The following is a 19122-nucleotide window of genomic DNA, read 5'->3' as shown; positions in this document are numbered from 1 at the left end:
CTTTCACGCCAGCGTGATGTCGGCAATCAGACCGTGATGGTCGGATCCTTTGACGTCGATACGCTCGAGTGACGTCGCCACCGCGCCTCTGGTGAGGATGTGGTCGATGCCGACTATCGCGGGATACGGCTTGTCGGTCGGGTAGGTCGGGATCAGACCCGCACCTACCTGATCGGCTGCGCTGACGTACCCGTTCGTGAGGAGATCACGAAACTCCTTGTGTGAGTAAGTTGCATTGAAATCTCCGCTCGCTATGACGTTATCGCGACCGTCGACGTCGGCCAGGTAGCTGCCGAGCGTGCGCTGTTCCGCTGCCCAGACCGAGGCGGGCGAGATGTACGGCGGTGCGGTGTGGACGGCAAACAGTGTGACCGGCTGCGCCAGGCCGACATTCAACTCGGCCGCGAGTGTTTCGGGGGAGAATCCGTCCAAACTTCGTGTGGCGGACAGAGGGAAGCGACTGTAAATTCCCGCTCCACCTCCGCCGCCGCCATAGGGAACCAAGAACTGGTGGGGCAGAACATCCTCGAGCCCAGCGGTTTTCAGCGCGTCGGCCGCACCTGACGTCAACTCCTGCACCGTCAACACGTCCACGTCTCGATCGCGGACGGTGGCAACCAGAGATTCCGGGTCCGCGGAACCTACCATCAGGTTCGCCTGCATGATTCGAATGGACGGTCCGTGCGCGGCGCCGGTCGGCCCACCCACGTACAGCGGACCCACCGACCACGTGAACAGGCCAAGGACTACCGCCGATCCTGCGCACAGGATCCAGCGTCGGCCGAAGCCTGCGATCACCCCACCGATCAGGGGTGCAAACATCGCCACCGGGGCGAAGGACGCCAGAACAATCACCACATTGCGCTCTACGGCCAGACGCGTTGCGATCAAGGCAACAAGCCCGACGACGATTCCCGCCACCCCGATAATCATCGCGAGGCGACGTAGAGTTCGTCGTCGGGTTGTTGTCGTATCGGTGTGCATGTTCTCTATAGAAGCAGAACACCAAGATTCAGAGTCCGTGTCAGAGGGTATTTCTTGCCCTGCGGTCCCGGTCACGGTCGGCGAACATGACCTCCATCCGAGCTTTGATCTCTGCGGTACTGATTGCTCCACCGCGTGGGGCAGAGTTCGTGGCGGTAATCGGGGATGTCGAGGATTGCGGAATCTGGAAGCCCATGGTGAATGTCCCTGTCCTGGTTGGAAGATGTGGCGATCTTTGCAGGAGTGGTGGATTACAGGCCGGCGCCGGTTTCGAGGAGTTCGAGTTCGGTGCCTAGGTGATCGAGCAGGGGGTTGAGGTCCGGAACGGCTCTTCGGCAGCTGGTCAGCCCGAATGAAATCTGATCGTCGCTGCTGGTGCAGGTGATATTGAGAGCTTGTCCGGTTGTCGGGATCGACAGCGGGTGGAGGGTGTCGAGACGGAATCCGTTCCAGTACAACGGTGTACGCGGACCGGCAATATTGGAGATGATGATGTTGAACGGCGGCCGCTGCGGTCCCCGCTGCCCGACAAGCATTTCCATTCCGAGGGGAGCGATTCCGAGGGCGCTCATGGCGAGCACCTGGGCGGGACTCATCGCGCGGAGTGAGTCTTTTCCTTCATTCATGCAATTGCGTATCACGTCGAGTCGGTCGGTGGGGTTGTCGAGGTGAGTAGCCAAGTTGCACATGAGCAGTCCCACGCGATTACCGCCAGCGGTGCGATCGTCGGCGTTGTCGGTGGCGCGCAATGACACGGGGACCATAGCAACCAAGGGGGCGGACGGTAGCGCGTCTCGCTCGTGCAGGTAGTGGCGGAGGGTGCCGGCGGACATTGCCAGAATGATGTCGTTGATGGTGGCGTCGGAGTGCTTGGCCAGCAATCGGATCCGTTCGAGAGGGAAGGAACGGGCGGCGATGTGGCGGCTTCCACCGATCGGAACGTTGAACAACGAGTGGGGCGCGGTCACGGAGACAGCGCTGCCTTTGCCGCGTACGGCGCGGTCCATGGTGCGGACCGTCGTCGGTATCAGTCCGGCCACCTCACCGACGGCGGCCCGAGATGCTCCCCACAAGGTTGCAGGTAGGGACGATCCTTGCGCGCTGGACTTTGCCGAGACCGGTGTCGGCACCGATCTCAGTGAGTGCGGAACCTGCCAGGGGGCGGACATGTTTCGACGGTGGGGATCTTCACTCATGCTCTCGCGGAGCAGCCTCATCGCGCTGGCTCCGTCGGCGAGGGCGTGGTGGATCTTGGTGTACACGGCGTAGCGGCCGTCGGTGAGCCCTTCGATCAAGTGCATTTCCCATAGTGGGCGGCTGCGGTCGAGCAGAGTGCCGTGCAATCTCGAGATCAATGCGGTGAGTTCGGTCATGCCGCCCGGGGTGGGAAGTGCATCGCGGCGTACATGGTGCTCGATGTCGATCTCGTTGTCGGCGAGGGTTTCCCATCCCCACTGGCCAAGCGAGGTGAGGGAGCGCCGGGCCCGCTTACGGAACACTTCGGCTACTTTGCCGCCGGTGAGGGCGATATCGAACATCGCGCGCATGTCGGTTGCGGATGCTCCGTCGGGTGGGGTGAAGATCGCCAGGCCACCGACGTGCATCGGGTTCTCGCGGGACTCGCCGAGAAGAAATAGCGAATCGGTGGGTGCCATCGGTAACAGCATGCATGTCCTTCACTCATGAAGTCGGGGTTGGTGCGCGTAGGTCTTCCCGAGAACTGGTATTCGAGTGGGTGTTATCGATCGGTCGTGGACTTTCGGCGTGGTCGAAGTCACATTGAAGTATCTCGCTATCGGTTCTACAGCCCGGGCACGGTCGGCGCTATTCGACATGTCAGGGCACTGACCTGGACGTTTGCTTAGGTGGCAGGTAGGGCATTGTGGGTTGAAACTAATCATCAAAATGAAGTGATATGTCTCACATTTCGAGTGTTGGTCGGTACCTGCGTCCGTTCCGACCGCACTCCTTTTTTGAGGCGTCTGCGCCCGGGTCGCGAAAGTGCGCTGCGTTGACGGCCAGGCCCGTGTGGGCACATTATCGAGAGGTAACGCGACGGTGCATCATCGACGATGCCGCGGAATCGAAGTAGCACATGGACGAGAACGATCCACTCCAAACGCGTCGTGACGTGCTTCCGTTCATTTCGGATGAGCTGCGAGAGGCGGGATTCGACGATGCCCGTGAGATCGGGCGCGGCGGCTTCGGTGTGGTGTACCGCTGCACGCAGGCCGGGCTGGACCGCACGGTGGCCGTGAAGGTCCTTACCGCCGACCTCGACGAGGAGAATCGGGCGCGCTTCTTTCGGGAACAGCGAGCGATGGGGCGACTGACCGGGCATCCGAATATCGTGGGTGTCCTGCAGGTTGGAACCACCGATACCGGTCGTCCCTACTTGGTGATGCCCTACCACCGTCAAGGGTCCGTCGACACCAAGATTCGCGAGAACGGCCCGCTCGACCTGGAGGAAGTCCTGCGGCTCGGGGTGAAGATGGCGGGGGCGCTCGAGACCGCGCACCGACTCGGCATTCTGCATCGCGACGTCAAGCCTGCCAATATTCTGCTCACCGACTACGGCGAACCGGCCCTGACGGACTTCGGAATCGCACACATTGCAGACGGTTTCAAGACCGCGACCGGCACTGTCACGGGCTCGCCCGCGTTCACTGCCCCGGAGGTTCTCGGTGGTGAACCGCCAAGTCCCGCCTCGGATGTGTACGGGCTCGGGGCCACTCTGTTCAGCGCCCTCACCGGGCACGCGGCATTCGAGCGCCGCAGCGGCGAGCAGGTTGTTGCCCAGTTCCTACGGATCACCGCGCAACCGGTACCCGACATGCGCGAGCACGGTTTCCCCGACGACGTATGTGCCGTCATAGAGAAGGCAATGTCCCGCGATCCAGGGGACCGTCCTTCTACGTCGGTGCTCGGTGAGAATCTTAGGGAGTTGCAGGTCCGCCGCGGTTTGCCGGTCGATGAGATGGCGCTACGCGCCGCCCCAGTGGCCGACCCACGGGATCCGCAGCCGCCGTCGGCGCGATGGCATCCACCCGCATCGCCGGTGGCTCGGAAAGCCGATAGAAATCTGCCGCTGGAGCTGACGAGCTTCGTCGGTCGTCGCACCGAGCTGGCGGAGGTGAAGAATCTGCTGTCGGTGTCCCGGCTGGTGACGTTGACGGGGATCGGTGGTGTCGGTAAGACGCGTCTCGCATTGCGGGTCGCGAGCAATGTCCAGCGGGATTTCGCCGATGGCGTGTGGCTGGTCGAGCTGGGCGAGTTGCACGACGAGTCGCTTGTGGTCGGCGCGGTGGCCGCAGAACTCGGTGTGCGCGACCAGTCGTCGCGGCCGTTAACGGAGATTTTGGTGGAGTTCCTGGCCACTCGGACATTGCTACTGGTCCTCGACAACTGCGAGCAGGTGATCGATGCCGTGGCGGGATTGGCCGAAGTGCTGCTGCGTGCGTGCCCGCAGCTGCGGATTCTGACGACCTCGCGCGAGCCCCTGGGTATCGGCGGGGAATCGGTATTGCGAGTGTCCCCGCTAGCGGTCCCCGACCCGGATCGGGAGCCGTCGCTGCGGGGCTTGCCCCGGTACGACGCGTTGACGTTGTTCGCCGAACGTGCGGCCGCTGCGGTGCGCGGCTTCGAAATCACGGAGGAGAACAAGGCGACGGTAGCTCGGATCTGCCAGCGTCTGGAAGGGCTGCCGCTGGCGATCGAGCTGGCGGCTGCCCGACTGCGCGCGATGTCGCCCGAGCAGATCCTGCAGCGGCTGGACGATCGTTACACGCTCCTGACCAGCGGCAGCCGGGGCGCGCCGACGCGTCAGCAGACCTTGCGATGGAGTATCGACTGGAGCTACGACTTGTGTACGCCCGGCGAGCAGCATCTCTGGGGCAGGTTGTCGGTGTTCGCGGGAAGTTTCGAACTCGACGCGGCGGAGGAGATATGTCGTGGCGACCTGACACCCGAGGGGCTGCTCGACACGTTGGGGTCGCTGGTGGACAAGTCGATCCTGATCCGGGAGGAATCGGACACAGTGGTTCACTTCCGATTGCTCGAGACGCTCCGTGACTACGGCCGGGAGAAGATTGTCGAGACCGGCGAGTACGAGGTGCTGCGTCGTCGGCACCGGGACTGGTACCAGCAGTTGGCGCTCGACGCGGCAGCCGGATGGATCAGTCCCCGGCAACTCGAGTTGATTGATCGGCTAGACCGGGAAGTTCCGAATATGCGGGAAGCGCTCGAGTATTGCCTCTCCGACAACGACGACGGAGTCGCTGCCGGACTGAGTATGTCCACCGCGCTTTATCACTTCTCGCTGACTCGCGGTCTGTACACCGAGTCGCGGCATTGGCTCGATACTTTCCTGGCTCGCGACGCCGGAAAGCCCACGGTGGAACGCATTTGGGCGATACACGCCGACAGCCTCCTGGCAGTGGTGCAGGGCGATCTTTTGGCAGCAACCGCGTTGGTGGAGGAGGGGCACGCTCTTGCCGAGCACCTCACCGACCCCCTTGTTCACGGACTCCTCGACCAGTTGGACGGGATGCTGGCGCTTTATCGCGATGATCTTCCCCGCGCATCCTCGGGGCTGGAGAGCGCACTGGAGGTTTTCGACACTCGTGGTGATCTCACACTGCAAGTGGGCGTGCTGCAGATACTCGGGTTGGTGTACGAGCTGCTCGGTGAAACGAAGCGGTCTGTTGGCTGTTACGAAAAAGCGCTCGCGATCTGCGAATCTCACGGGGAATCGGTCTATCGGTCGTACACCCTGTGGGCCATGGCTGTCGCGGTGTGGCGGCAGGGTGATCAAGATCGTGCCGTGGCGTTGCTCGGGCAGGCGTTGCAGCTCACCGAGCAGGTGAACGATCCACTCACCTGCTCGGCATGTCTGGAGGTGTTGGCCTGGATTGCCGCCGCGGAACCGGATCCTCGACGCGCCGCCGTGCTGATGGGAGCAGCAGAGGAGTTGGGTCACTCCGTGGGCAGCATTACGATCGTCTTTCCCTCCCTGCAGCCTTACCACGAGGAAGGTGCGGCGACGACGCGGCGTGCATTGGGAGAGAAGGCATTCGGGACGGCACGTCGTCAAGGTCGACTCATGAGCATGAATGAGGCGGTCGCATTTGCGCTCGGCCGGCAACCTCTGGATACAACGCCCACCGGGGCGTCGGTGGTGCTGACCAAACGTGAGCGTGAGGTCGCCGAACTCGTCGCTCAGGGACTGACGAACAAACAGATTGCTGCCAAATTGGTGATCTCGCTCCGCACCGCACAGGGCCATGTGGAGCACATTCTCACCAAACTCGGATTCAACTCGCGTGCGCAGATCGCAGCATGGGTGGTCGAGAAGTCGGGCGGGCAGGCCTGAATGTGCTGCGCACAGCAAGTGATTCGCGGGCGCCGTTCCTGGGCATTCGAGGTCAAGTAAAATCCCCGGGACCAGTAACGAAGAAGAGAAAGGGATCGAAGTGACCGCGCATACCGAGCAGCTCGAGTTCCAAGCAGAAACACGTCAGCTGCTGGATTTGATGGTTCATTCAATCTATTCGAACAAGGACAGTTTCCTTCGTGAGTTGATCTCCAACGCTTCGGACGCGCTGGACAAACTCCGTCTCGAGGCATACCAGGACAAAGACCTCAACGTCGACGTCTCCGATCTTCATATCGAGATCGACATCGACAAGGACGCACGCACGCTCACGATCCGCGACAACGGCATTGGTATGTCGCGTGACGAGGTCGTCGACCTGATCGGCACGCTCGCGAAGTCCGGCACTGCCGAGGTCCGTCGCAAGCTCAAGGAAGCAAAGGATGCCGCAGCTTCCGAGGAACTGATCGGCCAGTTCGGTATCGGTTTCTACTCCACGTTCATGGTCGCGGACAAGGTGACGCTGCTGACCCGCCGCGCCGGTGAAGACCACGCGACGCGCTGGGAGTCGACCGGCGAAGGCACGTACACGCTCGAGCATGTGAACGAGGCGCCGCAGGGCAGCTCCGTGACACTGCATCTGATGCCCGAGGATTCCGAGAACGGCCTGCACGACTACACGTCGGAATGGAAGATCAAGGAACTGGTCAAGAAGTACTCCGACTTCATCGCGTGGCCCATCCGTATGGATGTCGCTCGCACGTCGACGCCGGCCGAGGGTGAAGAGCCCGAGGTCACCATCGAGACCGAGACCATCAACTCGATGAAGGCTCTGTGGACTCGCTCCAAGGACGACGTGTCCGAGGAGGAGTACAAGGAGTTCTACAAGCACGTCAGCCATGCGTGGGACGAGCCGCTCGAGGTCATCCCGATGAAGGCCGAAGGTACGTTCGAATACCAAGCGCTGCTGTTCATTCCGTCGACGGCGCCGTTCGATCTCTTCATGCGTGAGCGCAAGGCCGGCATCCACCTGTACGTCAAGCGCGTCTTCATCATGGACGACTGCGAAGAGTTGGTGCCCGACTACTTGCGTTTCGTCAAGGGTGTTGTTGACGCACAAGATCTCTCGCTCAACGTCTCTCGAGAAATTCTGCAGCAGGACCGTCAGATTTCGGCGATCCGTCGTCGACTGACCAAGAAGGTCCTCTCGACGATCAAGGACATGAAGGCAAACGAGCCCGAAAAGTACTCGACCTTCTGGACCGAATTCGGCCGCGCGCTCAAAGAAGGCCTGATGGCCGATGCCGACAACCGTAAGACGTTGCTCGACATCTCGTCTTTCGCCTCGACCAACAGTGAAGACGGCGTGACCACTCTCGCCGAGTACGTCGAGCGCATGAAGGACGGTCAGGAACAGATCTACTTCATGACCGGCGAATCTCGCCACCTCATCGAAAGCTCCCCGCACATGGAGGCTTTCAAGGCCAAGGGCCTCGAGGTTCTGGTTCTCACCGATCCGGTCGACGAGATGTGGGTCGACGCTGTTTCGGACTTCGACGGCAAGACCTTCCAATCGATCGCCAAGGGTGAGGTCGACCTCGACACCGAGGACGAGAAGAAGGCAGCCGAGGCTGAACGTGAGGAGAAGGAAAAGGAATTCGGTGCGCTGCTGACGTGGCTGACCGAAACCTTGTCAGACGACATCAAGGAGACGCGGCTCTCGACGCGACTCACCACGTCGGCTGCCTGCATCGTCGGCGACGCATTCAGTATGTCGCCGACGCTCGAGAAGATGTACCGGGCGTCGGGGCAGCCGGTTCCGCACAGCAAGCGGATCCTCGAACTCAACCCGTCGCATCCTCTCGTAACGGGTCTGCGCGATGCGCAGGCGGCAGATGGTTCTGCTGAAAACCTTACGGAGACAGCGCAATTGTTGTACGGGATGGCATTGCTCGCCGAGGGTGGCGAGTTGAGCGATCCGGCGCACTTCACGCGCCTGCTGGCTGACCGTTTGGCTCGCACCGTCTGATCTTCGTTCCCGTTCGGTTGAACTCCCGGCATTCGCCTTCATCGGCGGATGCCGGGAGTTTTTTTGTGGAGAAGTTCTAATGAGGACCGTTTCTGTCCGCATTGGGTTCTACCGTTGTTTTCACAGGCAAGATCCCACAAACAAAGGACGAACCGATGAACGCATCGACCAGCACCCTCACCGGCGAGCGCGCGGACCTTATCCAGACCTTGCGCGAGCATCGCGGGTTTCTGCTTGTCACTGTTCGGGGCTTGACCGACGAACAGGCAGCGTCGCGGCCCACCGTGAGTGAACTGTGCCTCGGCGGATTGATCAAGCATGTGGCCCACACCGAGCGGGGATGTGTGGATTTCATCCTGGAAGGCCCATCCGGTATGGGTGGGGATGTTGATCCGGCGAAATTCACGCCGGAGATGCTTCAGGCGCGCGTGGACGAGTTTGCCATGGTGGGAGACGAGACCTTGGCCGGCATTGTGGCCGAATATGAGCAGATCGCGGCGAGGACGGATGAGTTGGTGGCATCCTTGGACAGTCTCGACATCTCGCATCCGCTGCCGTCTGCGCCGTGGTTCGAGCCTGGTGCGCGCTGGTCGGCCCGGCGTACGCTGCTCCACATCATTGCCGAGACTGCCCAGCATGCAGGCCATGCGGACATACTTCGCGAAGCGATCGACGGTTCCAAGACAATGGGATGATCGACCCACCTATGTTTACACATCACACTGATGTGTAACACTGGTAGGCATGAGTACCGAGAAATCTGCCTTGCAACCGCCGATGCAATGGGACGCGTGGGGCGATCCAGCGAAGAAGCGTGAGCTGTCGGACGCGGTCGTAGCTTTGCTGACCGGATTTCTTGGTGTATCGGCCCCGAAGCAATCCCGACTGGCCATTGGGGACGTGCGAGTGACGCCGTCCGCTCTGTCTCAGGCGCACGTCGACGCGCTGGCTGACGTGGTCGGCGCGGAGTACATAACTACCGAGGATTCGGATCGGATTCTTCGAGCCGGTGGCAAGAGCACCCCGGACTTGTTGCGCCGCCGAAGCACCGAGCCCCAGGACGCGCCGGATGCAGTAGTCACACCCGGCACGGACGCCGAGGTGGAGCAGGTTCTGCGGTACTGCGGGGCCAACAAGATTGCCGTAGTGCCGTTCGGCGGCGGTACCAGCGTCGTCGGCGGATTGGATCCCATCCGGGACGGGTTCGACGCGGTACTTTCTCTTGATCTTCGACGGTTCGATCAGCTTGTCTCACTGGACGAGGAATCCGGCATCGCCACGTTCGGCGGCGGAACAACGGGACCGCGCGCCGAGGAATTACTGCACGAGCACGGCTTCTCCGTCGGGCACTTCCCGCAAAGTTTCCTCTTTGCCACGCTCGGTGGTTTCGCGGCGACGCGTTCCTCGGGACAGGCGTCGGCCGGTTACGGACGTTTCGAGGATATGGTCCAGGGTCTCACTGTGGTCACCCCGAGTGGTGTGCTCGAGACCGGTAGAGCGCCGGCATCGGCCGCGGGTCCTGATCTCGGGGAACTGTTTGTCGGCTCCGAGGGTACTTTCGGCGTTATTACGCATGTGCGAGTGCGGGTTCACCGACTTCCGGAGACGACGGTTCGGGAGGGATGGAGTTTTCCCGACTTCGCTACCGGCGCAGCAGCATTGCGCGAGCTCGTCCAGGAAGGGTCAGCGCCGACAGTGCTGCGGTTGTCGGACGAAGCCGAGAGCGGGGTGAACCTGGCGACCACCGACAAGATCGGCGAAAATGCCTTCACGGGTGGCTGCCTCGGCATCACCACCTATGAAGGCACGGCCTCGCATACCGCAGAGCGAATGGCAGAAGCCCGCGCAATTCTCACCGCGCACGGCGGAACGTCTCTCGGCGCTGAGCCTGGAAACAGTTGGGAACACGGACGGTTCGATGCACCGTATCTGCGTGACGCACTGCTCGACGTCGGCGCGCTGTGCGAAACTCTCGAGACGGCAACGACGTGGGGCAATCTTGCGAACCTGCGCTCGTCGGTCACAGAGGCATTGACCAAGGCATTGGTCGAGCAGGGCACCCAGCCGCTTGTGATGTGCCATATTTCGCACACGTACAAGACCGGTGCATCCCTGTACTTCACCGTGGTGTGCGCTCAGACCGAAGATCCGATTGCTCAGTGGCATAAGGCCAAGACAGCAGCCGGCGACGCCATCATCGCTGCCGGTGGCACGATTACTCATCATCACGCTGTCGGTGCGGACCATCGGCCGTGGATGAAGGACGAAATCGGTGAATTGGGCGCGAATATTCTTCGCGCAGTAAAGAATGCAGTGGACCCCGCCGGCATCCTCAATCCTGGAAAGCTGATTCCTTGAGTCAAACCCGCAGTCAGATCGAGAAGGTAACCGTCCTGATCAATCCGATGGCGGGACATGGGCATGCGCCCACAGCCGGCCGCAAAGGTGTTGCGCGACTGCGTGAACGTGGAGTTGCCGTCACCGAGATCATCGGCACTGATGCTGACGACGCCAAGAAATTGGCGCGTCGGGCGATCGAAGACGGTACCGACGCTCTCGTGGTGGTCGGTGGAGACGGTGCCATCAGCATCGGACTGCAAGCGGCGGCGCTGACCGACACGCCGATCGGACTCATTCCGGCGGGCACGGGAAATGATCACGCCCGCGAATTCGGTATTCCCACAGGTGATCCCGAAGCTGCCGCTGACGTGATTGCCAACGGAATCGTGCAGCAGTCAGACCTCGCGAAGATCACGCTGGCCGACGGGTCCGTTGTGTGGTCAGGCACGATCATCGCCAGTGGCTTCGACTCGTTGGTCAGCGAGCGCGCGAACAAGATGACCTGGCCCAAGGGGCGAATGCGCTACAACCTGGCGATGCTTGCCGAACTGGCGAAGATGCGGCCGCTGCCGTACCGGATCGAACTCGACGACGAGGTGATCATCATGGATGCGACGCTCGTGGCAGTCGGTAACGGGCGATCCTACGGCGGCGGCATGCTCATTACGCCTGGTGCGTCCAAGACCGACGGTTTGCTGGATCTGACTGTTGTCGGGCATGGTTCACGACTGCGTCTGGTGCGCCTCTTTCCCCGGGTCTACAAGGGAACACACATCCATCTGGACGCGGTATCGACGTACCGATCCAAGAAGGTCCGGCTCATCTCCGAGGGCATCATCGCTTACGCCGACGGTGACCGAGTGGGGCCGCTACCGATCACGATCGAAGCAGTGCCGGAGGCTCTGAGGATTCTGAGCGCTGAACCTGTGTAACCGGAAGGGGTTTTGCCGTCCCGGCGCAGGCGGTGGTGTCAGACTTCCCCGATGAACGAATCGTCGAAGTCGGTGAACCGCCGCACTGCGTGGACGTCGGAACAGGTGGCGGATCTGGCCGAGGAGGTTCGATCATTGGCTACGCGGGCGCAGGGCGTCGATCTCACGTCCGTCGACACTGATGCGCTACGCCGCGAATTGGCGTCGAGGAGTGCTCTGCCGCGGCGCTCTCCGTCGGAGAACTGATTCGCTGGGCAGATAACAATAGACTGGTGGTCTGATATTCTGGCCGGATGGTGGCGACTCACGGATTTCAGCGCGCGCGCAAACCGGAGCAGATCGAGGCTCGGCGATGCGCCATTCTCGACACCGCCCGCGCTCTACTCGGATCCAGGTCCGTTGCAGACATCAGTTTGCGTGAACTCAGTGAAACCGTCGGACTGGCAAAGTCGAATGTGCTGCGGTACTTCGACAGTCGTGAGGCCATCTTCCTGGAAGTCCTGGACGAGAACTGGGTGGCATGGCTCGACGGTTTGGAAGCCTCGGTGATCCCGACCGACGACAGCTCGCCGTTTGCCGCCGAGATCCATCTGGCGTCGACCATCGCGGAATCGCTTGTCCCTCAGCGTTTGCTGTGCGAACTGCTGAGCGTGATGGGGAGTGTTCTCGAGAGGAACATTTCGGAGGACTTCGCCCGCGACTTCAAGAAACGTGCAGCGGTCAACACGACTCGGCTTGCATCACTTGTGCATTCGCAATTGCCTGATCTTGCAGATGAGGACGCGGCACATTTTGCCAAGGCAACTCTGGTGATCGTCGCAGGAATGTGGCCATACGCTGAACCGGCAAAGTCCATGGCTGTTGTTCTAGGTGAGATGCACGCACCACCCGCCGCGGAAATGTTTGCCACGGGGCTCCGGGAAGGTCTGGTCAATCAACTCGTCGGGTTGTCGGCACGGGCGGCAACCCGAACGAGCTGACTGACATCTCAGGAGCTGTGCAAGGTCAGTACGGTGATCTCGCTCGGCGCGAAGACTCGGAACGGTGGGCCCCAGAATCCTGTGCCACGGCTCGTGTACAGCTGGGTGCGTTCGCCGTGACGGCTGAGACCCGACACTGACGGTTGATCGAGTTTGACCAGGAAGTTGAAGGGCCAGATCTGACCGCCATGGGTGTGTCCGGCCAGCTGTAGATCAACTCCGGCAGAAGCGGATTGGGGAACCTGCTTCGGTTGATGGGCGAGCATCAGGATTGGCAGTTCAGGATCGGCTCCTGTCAATGCATCCTCGAAGTTCGCACCGTGTCCTTCCAGCCGTGACCCCAATGCGGTGGCGTCGTCGACGCCGGCGATCACCAGGCTGTCGTCGCCCTTGGTGACAACGATGTGGCGGTTGTGGAGCGAGTCCCAGCCGATCGACGTCATATAGTCGAGCCACTCCTGTGCTTCATGGAAGTACTCGTGATTGCCGGTCACGTAGACGCGGGCAAGCCTGGCGTCCACCGAACTGAGCGGAGACGTTTGGTTGCGTCGCTGCTCGACTGTTCCGTCGGCGATGTCTCCGACATGGGCCACGATGTCCGCGTCGAGTTCGTTGACGGCGGCAACAACCCGAGACGACCACTTCGCCCGGTTGATCGGACCGAAATGGGTGTCGGTGATTGCGACGACACGAAGCTTGTCCATGCCGGCGCCGAGGCGCGGAATCGTGACGTCCACGTGCTTGATCCGTGGCAATCGCATCGCTTCGCGATAACCCCAGATCAGTAGAGCTGCCGAGATGATCAGTGCCGCAACGGCAACAACGCGTCCGCGAAGTGGGTTCTCCACCCCGCCGACGAGTAGGCCGAGCCGCAAGACCTCGCCGAGCAATGTCCAGACGAACACGACCCAGATGATTCCGAGGAGCGCATCGCCGACCAGTCGAAGTCGATCACGATCGGTGTGTCCGTTGCTCAGCACCATGCTGGCGGGCAGGGCGATCAGGAGGGCAGCAAACACGACGGTGCCGATAATCGTCACGGCGCCCGGCCAGTCCGGTCGAATGACCAAGCTCCACCAGGGATAGGCGAACAGCAATGCCAAGATCGAGGCGACGATCGCGCTGATGGCGACGATCCTCAGTGGCTTGCGGCGCTGGACGTGGGCAACTTCGGTCGCCGGTGGTGTAGTCACCCCGTCCAGAGTAAAGGTCCAGTGGTCTATTAACAAGGGGACGGCGGTCCGCTATTTGGACGTCGGTACCTTCGGATAGGTTGCGAGGCGTTGGAACTCGACCCGAGACCAGGTGGGTGGCACATGGAAAAGTTCGACGTCAAAAAGGCATACAAGGAACTGTATGCACCGAGTCGGCGCGATTTTTCGCTGGTGACCGTGCCGCGTTTCAGTTACTTTGCCGTCGATGGCCACGGTGATCCCAATACCGCCACCGAGTACTCCGAGGCGCTCGAAGCGCTCTATGCAGTGTCCTATGCCACCAAATTTGCGAGCAAGAAGGAACTGGACCGGGACTATGTGGTTGGCCCGCTCGAAGGATTGTGGCGGGCCGACGACCCCGAGGCGTTCGTAACGCGCGACAAAGCGTCGTGGGACTGGACGATGATGATCTCGCAACCGGAGTGGATCACGTCAGCCGAACTCACTGCCTCGATTACCGCAGTCGGTGCAAAGAAGAACCTCGCAGCTCTCGACAAGGTGCGGTTCCTCGAACTGGAGGAGGGCCTGTCTGTGCAGATCCTCCACATCGGGTCGTACGACGACGAAGCTCCGACCTTGGATCGCCTGCACCACACCTTCATTCCGGCGAACAATCTGAGTTTCAACGGTGATCATCACGAGATCTACCTCAGTGATGCACGCCGGACGCAGCCCGAGAAGCTCAAGACGGTTCTGCGTCAGCCTGTTTCGAGGCCGTGATTGCGGATCCCGGCATACGCGCGTGGTGCATATCGTGCGCGAAGTGGCAGAAGATGCCAGAAACGATCCGACAACGTCAGAAAGCGCGCGAACCAGACGTATATGCGCTCATCTCGCGCAGTCCATTCCCATTCGAGGGTCTGACGTGCCTTGTCGGGCATCAGTGCCTTGCAGATCCAGTTCGAGGCAGCAACCGTCGGGCGCGAGATGAGCGTCCACGCCCAACGTGGCACCTTGGGTGGTGGGGCGATTCGGTGTTCGGCGACGCGTGTCGACCACTTGGTGGTGTGGGTATTGATCAACTGATTGTCGAGCATGTCTTCCCAGTATGTGTGAAAGCTCGCGTAGTTGTCGAAAGCCGGCCGATCAGTGAGACCGTAACAGCGCCACCACGTTACGGCTTCGCGGACGAGTTGATCCTTCTGTTCTTCGGTGAATTTCTTGTACGCAAACCGCTCGTTGAAATCGAGGATTACCTCGAAGAACGTAACGTGGGTCCACCAGAAAGTGTCCGGAGCCAGTGCGTGATACCGCCGGCCGGTTTCGTCGGTTCCCTTGAGCTCGGTGTGAAAGTTGCGGACGAGCGTTCCGGTGCCGTGATCGTTCCGGTCGTACACAACTCCGTAAATGGGGGGAAGCGAGCGGAACAGTCGATCGAGAGGGTCGGTGAAGAAGTTCGAATAATCTTGCAGCGCACCGCTGACCGCTGGATACATGTTCTGAAGAGTTCCAGCGCGTGCGAGGTACAGCAAGCCGCGATTGTCGCCGAAGTGCAACCACGTCAGGGAGCCGGGTCCGATGGGAGCAGCTCGAAGTGTTCGTGGCTCGGGATTACTGACCGACTTCTCGGAAACCGTATCTGCATCATTGGTCATTCGGGTGACCTCTTGCCTCTCGCGCGGACATGACAACGCATGTTGTCATGTTTTGACTTTCGCGTCACCGAGCAGAAATGTCAATGGTTATGCGGAGATCGACGCCATCGAAGTTCAGAGATCGATGCCCCGTAGTTTCTCGAGATCCCGTCGTTCGCGCTTGGTGGGGCGGCCCGCTCCGCGATCGCGCATCGGTATCGACGCCAACAATTCCGGGGGCGGGGGCGGCGGTGAAATGTCCTTCAAGCAATCGTCGACCAGCACTGCGCCAACTCGTTTGGTGATGGGCTTGACCACGACCACGATGCGTTCGACGCCCGAAACGCGTACCCGAACCTCGTCGCCGGCTTTCACTTGCTGAGCAGCTTTTGCCGAAGTTCCGTTCACCCGCACATGGCCGGATCGGCACGACGCCGCAGCCTGGGACCGGGTCTTGAAGAGGCGGACAGCCCACGTCCAACTGTCCACGCGGACACTGATCGCGTCGGGAGGTAGTTGGGCCATGGCCACGACGATACCGGCCGCGCGAGTGGTGATGGGTCGCGCACCTTCCGTCGATGCGACTACGGAACCTTGAGAGTTGGGGAGGCGTCCGCCGGCTCGTCTTGCTCTATGTCCGCTAGTTGCTCGATACCGGTCTTGGTGCCGAGAACGGCATTCGGGAGGAAGATGACGCAGATCAGGGCAATGACGGCGAACGGAATCGAAATGAGGAATACCTCCCCGACTCCCTGCCCGTATGCCGATTCGACGATGTCGCGTACGGGATCTGACAACGTGTCGATGTTCGGGAGTGCCCCCTCCGTCAGTCCGCTTGCCGATCTCGCGATACCGGATTCTTGTAGCCCGTTCTCGATTTCGGTATCGACTCGCGCAGAGAGGGCTGCTCCGAGCATCGTCACGCCAAGGACGCCGCCCAAGCTGCGGAAGAATGCGGCGGCCGAGCTGGCCGCGCCGATCTCGCGCACGTCCGTGGCATTTTGTACAACAAGGACAAGGTTCTGCAGCAGCATGCCGAGGGCGAGACCGACGAGCGGTAAAGCAAGAAAGAGCACGACGATATTGGTGTCGACTCGCAAGGTCGAGAGCAGGATGCTGGCCACGGTAAGTAGAGATGCTCCCGTGATCAGCCAGGGTTTCCAGTGCCCGGTTCGAGAGATGAGCCCACCCACGACAGTGGATGCGATGAGGTTTCCGGCGACTTGGGGGAGCGTGATCAGGCCCGCTCCGGTGGCCGATGCGCCGCGGCTGAGTTGCATGTACTGGCTGATGAAAATGGCGACGCTGTAGAGGACTATGCCGACGCACACGCTGGCCACGATCGACAGCGTGAAGGTTTTTCCGCGGAACATATGCAGGGGGAGTACGGGGTACTTCACCTTGCTCTCGACAACCAGCGTCACGGCAATCAGCACCGCGGTGCCGATGCCCATGCACCAGGACACTGCGGAGTTCCACTCGAATACCTTGCCGCCGAGCGAGAGCCAGATGAGGAGTGTCGAGATCGCGGCAGTGAGAAGGACCGATCCGATGTAGTCGATCCGTCCGGTGCCCTTTCGTCTCGGCAGGATGAGCTTCAACTGGATGACGATCATCGCGACTACCGCAAAGGGGATGACGATGTAGAAGTTCCAACGCCAGCCGATGGTATCGGTGACGAGGCCGCCCACGAGAGGTCCGCCGGCGGTGCCTGCCACGACGACAGCCCCGAGGACGCCCATGTACTTGCCGCGTTCGCGAGGGCTGATGATGTCCGAGATAGCGATCTGAGAGAGGGTGATGAGCCCGCCGGTTCCGATTCCCTGAACCAGCCGCGCTGCGATCATCAGTGTGGGTTCACTCGCGAAACCGGCCGCAAGTGAGCCGATCATGAAGATCCGGAGCGCGATGTGCAGGAGAAGTCGACGGCTGAAGAGGTCGGCCAGCTTGCCCCAGATCGGTGTGCAGACGGTGACTGCGAGCAGTGATCCGGTGACGACCCAGGTAAGGGTCGTCTGATCGCCATGGAGATCGGTGACAATGCGCGGGAGGGACGTGTTGATCACCGACGTCGACAACACGGCGACAAGCATTCCGATGAGGATTCCGCCGAATGCTTCGTTCACTTGGCGTCGAGACATTGTCGGCGCTGGTCCGCTTTCGCCGGTCGATTCCGTCATGGGGTTCCTCGCCTAGCCGTCAAAGTATGTGACCGAAGTCAATCACATTTAGTTGATTTCAGCAACTATATTGCGGAACGGGTGACGTGGAAGGTCCTATGCTGACCAGGTGAGGTCGACAAAACCTGAAGCTGATATTCACGCGATTCAATGGGCAATCCGGCGGCTGGTGCAAGGTTCCCGGAAGACGCTGATCGCCGACGCGGGTGCGGCTGTACCGGAGATGACTCCCGCTGCTTTTGTCATCATGACGCGCGTCGTCGATATGTTTCCGGTGTCGCCCGCGGCCATCATCGCGGTTACAGGTTTGGACCGAAGTGTCGTGAGTCGAAATCTGACTGCTCTGACCAAACAGGGCTATGTGGTGTCCGAATCCGATCCGGATGACGGCCGGGTCTCGCTGTTCTCTCCGACGCCGGACGCTGCGGCAAAGTTCGGTGAGGCGAGCAGGGTGAATCGTGATCGGATCGCCACCGCGATCGACGACTGGTCCCCAGAGGATGTGTCGACGTTCGTCACATTGTTGGAGAGATTCAACAAGTCTGCCTACGAGAGCTGAAGGATACAGAAAGACTTTCGGCCCCACACCTTCGGAAAAGTATGGGGCCGAATGCAAATGCCGAACAGGTTACGCGTAGTCGTAGAAGCCGCGACCGGTCTTCTTGCCGAGGCGGCCGGCGTCGACCATGCGGCGCAGCAGTGCCGGGGGAGCGTAGTGCGGCTCGGCGAACTCTGCGTACAGCGACTCTGCCGCTGCGAGAGCAACATCGAGGCCGACGGTGTCGAGGAGCGTCAGCGGGCCCATCGGGTAACCGCAGCCGCCCTTCATTGCCTCGTCGATGTCTTCGGCGGTGGCGTAACCGGAATCGAGCATCCGGATTGCCTGGCACAGGTACGGGATGAGCAGTGCGTTGACGATGAAGCCCGAACGGTCGCCCGCACGAACTGTCTTCTTGCGCAACGTGTTCTTCGCGTAGTCGGTGACCGCGAGGACAGTCTCTTCGGACGTGGTCAGGCTGACCACGATCTCGACGAGCGGCATGACCGGCACGGGGTTGAAGAAGTGAACGCCGACAACCTGGCCGGGGCGCGAGGTGGCCTTGGCGATCTTGATGACGGGGATCGACGACGTGTTGGTCGCCAGGATTCCCGCAGGCTTCACGATCTTGTCGAGCTTGCCGAAGATCTCGTACTTGAGGGCTTCGATCTCGGGAGCAGCCTCGATCACCAGATCGCGATCGGCGAACTCTTCCATGTCCAGGGTGACGCGGACGCGAGCGATGGCGGCGTCTGCTTCTTCCTGGGTGATCTTGCCCTTGGCTACGCCGCGGTTGATCGACTTGGCGATCCGCTCGCGTGCGGAAGCGGCAAATTCTTCCTTGGTTTCGAGCACCAGTACCGAGCTACCGGCTTTTGCACATACCTCGGCAATGCCGGCACCCATGGTGCCGCCGCCGATTACGCCTACAAGTTCCACAATTCTCCTCAAAATTAGGGGCAAGCCCCTGTGCGCCGTTC

The 19122-nt window shown here is 61.1% G+C and carries 16 protein-coding genes; 9 read left to right on the top strand and 7 right to left on the bottom strand.

Annotated features, from left to right (window positions below; all coding sequences use genetic code 11):
- Nucleotides 1-3: 3 nt before the first annotated feature.
- Both FEZ60_RS07940 and FEZ60_RS07935 read right to left on the bottom strand, forming a co-directional pair.
- A complete protein-coding gene (locus FEZ60_RS07940) occupies nt 4-984 on the bottom strand; it encodes an endonuclease/exonuclease/phosphatase family protein (protein WP_172935848.1) in 981 nt (326 codons plus the stop codon).
- 251 nt (nt 985-1235) lie between these two features.
- Complete coding sequence (locus FEZ60_RS07935; protein WP_172935847.1) at nt 1236-2651, bottom strand: wax ester/triacylglycerol synthase family O-acyltransferase; 1416 nt, start codon at nt 2649-2651, stop codon at nt 1236-1238.
- A 428-nt stretch (nt 2652-3079) separates the two neighbouring features.
- On the opposite strand from FEZ60_RS07935, the gene FEZ60_RS07930 reads away from it, so the two are divergent.
- The 7 genes from FEZ60_RS07930 to FEZ60_RS07900 all read left to right on the top strand — a co-directional run bounded on the left by FEZ60_RS07930 (nt 3080) and on the right by FEZ60_RS07900 (nt 12636).
- Nucleotides 3080-6355: a protein kinase gene (locus FEZ60_RS07930; RefSeq protein ID WP_141486536.1), complete on the top strand. Its 3276-nt coding sequence runs from the start codon at nt 3080-3082 to the stop codon at nt 6353-6355.
- A 100-nt stretch (nt 6356-6455) separates the two neighbouring features.
- Nucleotides 6456-8384, top strand: coding sequence for a molecular chaperone HtpG (gene htpG / locus FEZ60_RS07925; protein WP_045068594.1), 1929 nt, complete (start codon nt 6456-6458; stop codon nt 8382-8384).
- 155 nt (nt 8385-8539) lie between these two features.
- Nucleotides 8540-9079, top strand: a complete 540-nt coding sequence (locus FEZ60_RS07920; protein WP_045069662.1) for a DinB family protein — start codon at nt 8540-8542, stop codon at nt 9077-9079.
- An 82-nt stretch (nt 9080-9161) separates the two neighbouring features.
- Nucleotides 9162-10742 carry an FAD-binding oxidoreductase gene (locus tag FEZ60_RS07915; protein WP_045068597.1) on the top strand — a complete coding sequence of 527 codons (1581 nt, stop codon included), beginning with the start codon at nt 9162-9164 and terminating at the stop codon, nt 10740-10742.
- Nucleotides 10739-11656 (top strand): diacylglycerol kinase, encoded by a 918-nt coding sequence (locus tag FEZ60_RS07910; RefSeq protein ID WP_172935846.1) that lies wholly within the window; start codon nt 10739-10741, stop codon nt 11654-11656. The genes FEZ60_RS07915 and FEZ60_RS07910 overlap by 4 nt, the downstream gene beginning before the upstream one ends.
- A 51-nt stretch (nt 11657-11707) precedes the next feature.
- Nucleotides 11708-11902: a hypothetical protein gene (locus tag FEZ60_RS07905; protein WP_033232380.1), complete on the top strand. Its 195-nt coding sequence runs from the start codon at nt 11708-11710 to the stop codon at nt 11900-11902.
- 47 nt (nt 11903-11949) lie between these two features.
- Nucleotides 11950-12636, top strand: a complete 687-nt coding sequence (locus tag FEZ60_RS07900; protein WP_172935845.1) for a TetR/AcrR family transcriptional regulator — start codon at nt 11950-11952, stop codon at nt 12634-12636.
- Between the two features lie 8 nt (nt 12637-12644).
- Here FEZ60_RS07900 and FEZ60_RS07895 read toward each other — a convergent pair whose 3' ends face one another.
- Entirely contained in the window at nt 12645-13829 is a 1185-nt protein-coding gene (locus FEZ60_RS07895; protein ID WP_033232377.1) for a metallophosphoesterase, read from the bottom strand.
- A gap of 123 nt (nt 13830-13952) precedes the next feature.
- On the opposite strand from FEZ60_RS07895, the gene FEZ60_RS07890 reads away from it, so the two are divergent.
- On the top strand, nt 13953-14570 hold the full coding sequence (locus FEZ60_RS07890) for a GyrI-like domain-containing protein (RefSeq protein WP_033232375.1): 618 nt from the start codon (nt 13953-13955) through the stop codon (nt 14568-14570).
- Here the strand turns inward: FEZ60_RS07890 and FEZ60_RS07885 are convergent.
- The 3 genes from FEZ60_RS07885 to FEZ60_RS07875 all read right to left on the bottom strand — a co-directional run bounded on the left by FEZ60_RS07885 (nt 14549) and on the right by FEZ60_RS07875 (nt 17604).
- The gene (locus tag FEZ60_RS07885; protein ID WP_172935844.1) at nt 14549-15445 is read right to left on the bottom strand and encodes an oxygenase MpaB family protein; all 897 of its coding nucleotides are present in this window, start codon (nt 15443-15445) and stop codon (nt 14549-14551) included. The two genes, FEZ60_RS07890 and FEZ60_RS07885, sit on opposite strands and share 22 nt — an antisense overlap.
- A gap of 114 nt (nt 15446-15559) precedes the next feature.
- The gene (locus FEZ60_RS07880) at nt 15560-15949 is read right to left on the bottom strand and encodes a S4 domain-containing protein (protein ID WP_033232374.1); all 390 of its coding nucleotides are present in this window, start codon (nt 15947-15949) and stop codon (nt 15560-15562) included.
- Between the two features lie 59 nt (nt 15950-16008).
- Nucleotides 16009-17604: an MFS transporter gene (locus FEZ60_RS07875; RefSeq protein WP_172935843.1), complete on the bottom strand. Its 1596-nt coding sequence runs from the start codon at nt 17602-17604 to the stop codon at nt 16009-16011.
- 109 nt (nt 17605-17713) lie between these two features.
- On the opposite strand from FEZ60_RS07875, the gene FEZ60_RS07870 reads away from it, so the two are divergent.
- Complete coding sequence (locus FEZ60_RS07870; RefSeq protein ID WP_172935842.1) at nt 17714-18163, top strand: MarR family winged helix-turn-helix transcriptional regulator; 450 nt, start codon at nt 17714-17716, stop codon at nt 18161-18163.
- Nucleotides 18164-18232: 69 nt separating this feature from the next.
- Here the strand turns inward: FEZ60_RS07870 and FEZ60_RS07865 are convergent, their stop codons facing one another.
- Nucleotides 18233-19081 carry a 3-hydroxybutyryl-CoA dehydrogenase gene (locus FEZ60_RS07865; protein WP_033232372.1) on the bottom strand — a complete coding sequence of 283 codons (849 nt, stop codon included), beginning with the start codon at nt 19079-19081 and terminating at the stop codon, nt 18233-18235.
- Nucleotides 19082-19122: the final 41 nt, after the last annotated feature.

Origin of the sequence: Rhodococcus sp. MS16 (assembly GCF_013277795.1) — a bacterium.
Taxonomy (GTDB): Bacteria; Actinomycetota; Actinomycetes; order Mycobacteriales; family Mycobacteriaceae; genus Rhodococcus_F; species Rhodococcus_F globerula.
This window is presented reverse-complemented; position numbering and strand designations above follow the sequence as displayed.

What these genes read in the sequence shown, in the direction of transcription:
- FEZ60_RS07940 (WP_172935848.1), bottom strand. Translation starts at nt 984, where the DNA reads ATGCACACCGATACGACAACAACCCGACGACGAACTCTACGTCGCCTC.
- FEZ60_RS07935 (WP_172935847.1), bottom strand. Translation starts at nt 2,651, where the DNA reads ATGCTGTTACCGATGGCACCCACCGATTCGCTATTTCTTCTCGGCGAG.
- FEZ60_RS07930 (WP_141486536.1), top strand. Translation starts at nt 3,080, where the DNA reads ATGGACGAGAACGATCCACTCCAAACGCGTCGTGACGTGCTTCCGTTC.
- FEZ60_RS07920 (WP_045069662.1), top strand. Translation starts at nt 8,540, where the DNA reads ATGAACGCATCGACCAGCACCCTCACCGGCGAGCGCGCGGACCTTATC.
- FEZ60_RS07915 (WP_045068597.1), top strand. Translation starts at nt 9,162, where the DNA reads ATGCAATGGGACGCGTGGGGCGATCCAGCGAAGAAGCGTGAGCTGTCG.
- FEZ60_RS07905 (WP_033232380.1), top strand. Translation starts at nt 11,708, where the DNA reads ATGAACGAATCGTCGAAGTCGGTGAACCGCCGCACTGCGTGGACGTCG.
- FEZ60_RS07900 (WP_172935845.1), top strand. Translation starts at nt 11,950, where the DNA reads ATGGTGGCGACTCACGGATTTCAGCGCGCGCGCAAACCGGAGCAGATC.
- FEZ60_RS07890 (WP_033232375.1), top strand. Translation starts at nt 13,953, where the DNA reads ATGGAAAAGTTCGACGTCAAAAAGGCATACAAGGAACTGTATGCACCG.
- FEZ60_RS07885 (WP_172935844.1), bottom strand. Translation starts at nt 15,445, where the DNA reads ATGACCAATGATGCAGATACGGTTTCCGAGAAGTCGGTCAGTAATCCC.
- FEZ60_RS07880 (WP_033232374.1), bottom strand. Translation starts at nt 15,949, where the DNA reads ATGGCCCAACTACCTCCCGACGCGATCAGTGTCCGCGTGGACAGTTGG.
- FEZ60_RS07875 (WP_172935843.1), bottom strand. Translation starts at nt 17,604, where the DNA reads ATGACGGAATCGACCGGCGAAAGCGGACCAGCGCCGACAATGTCTCGA.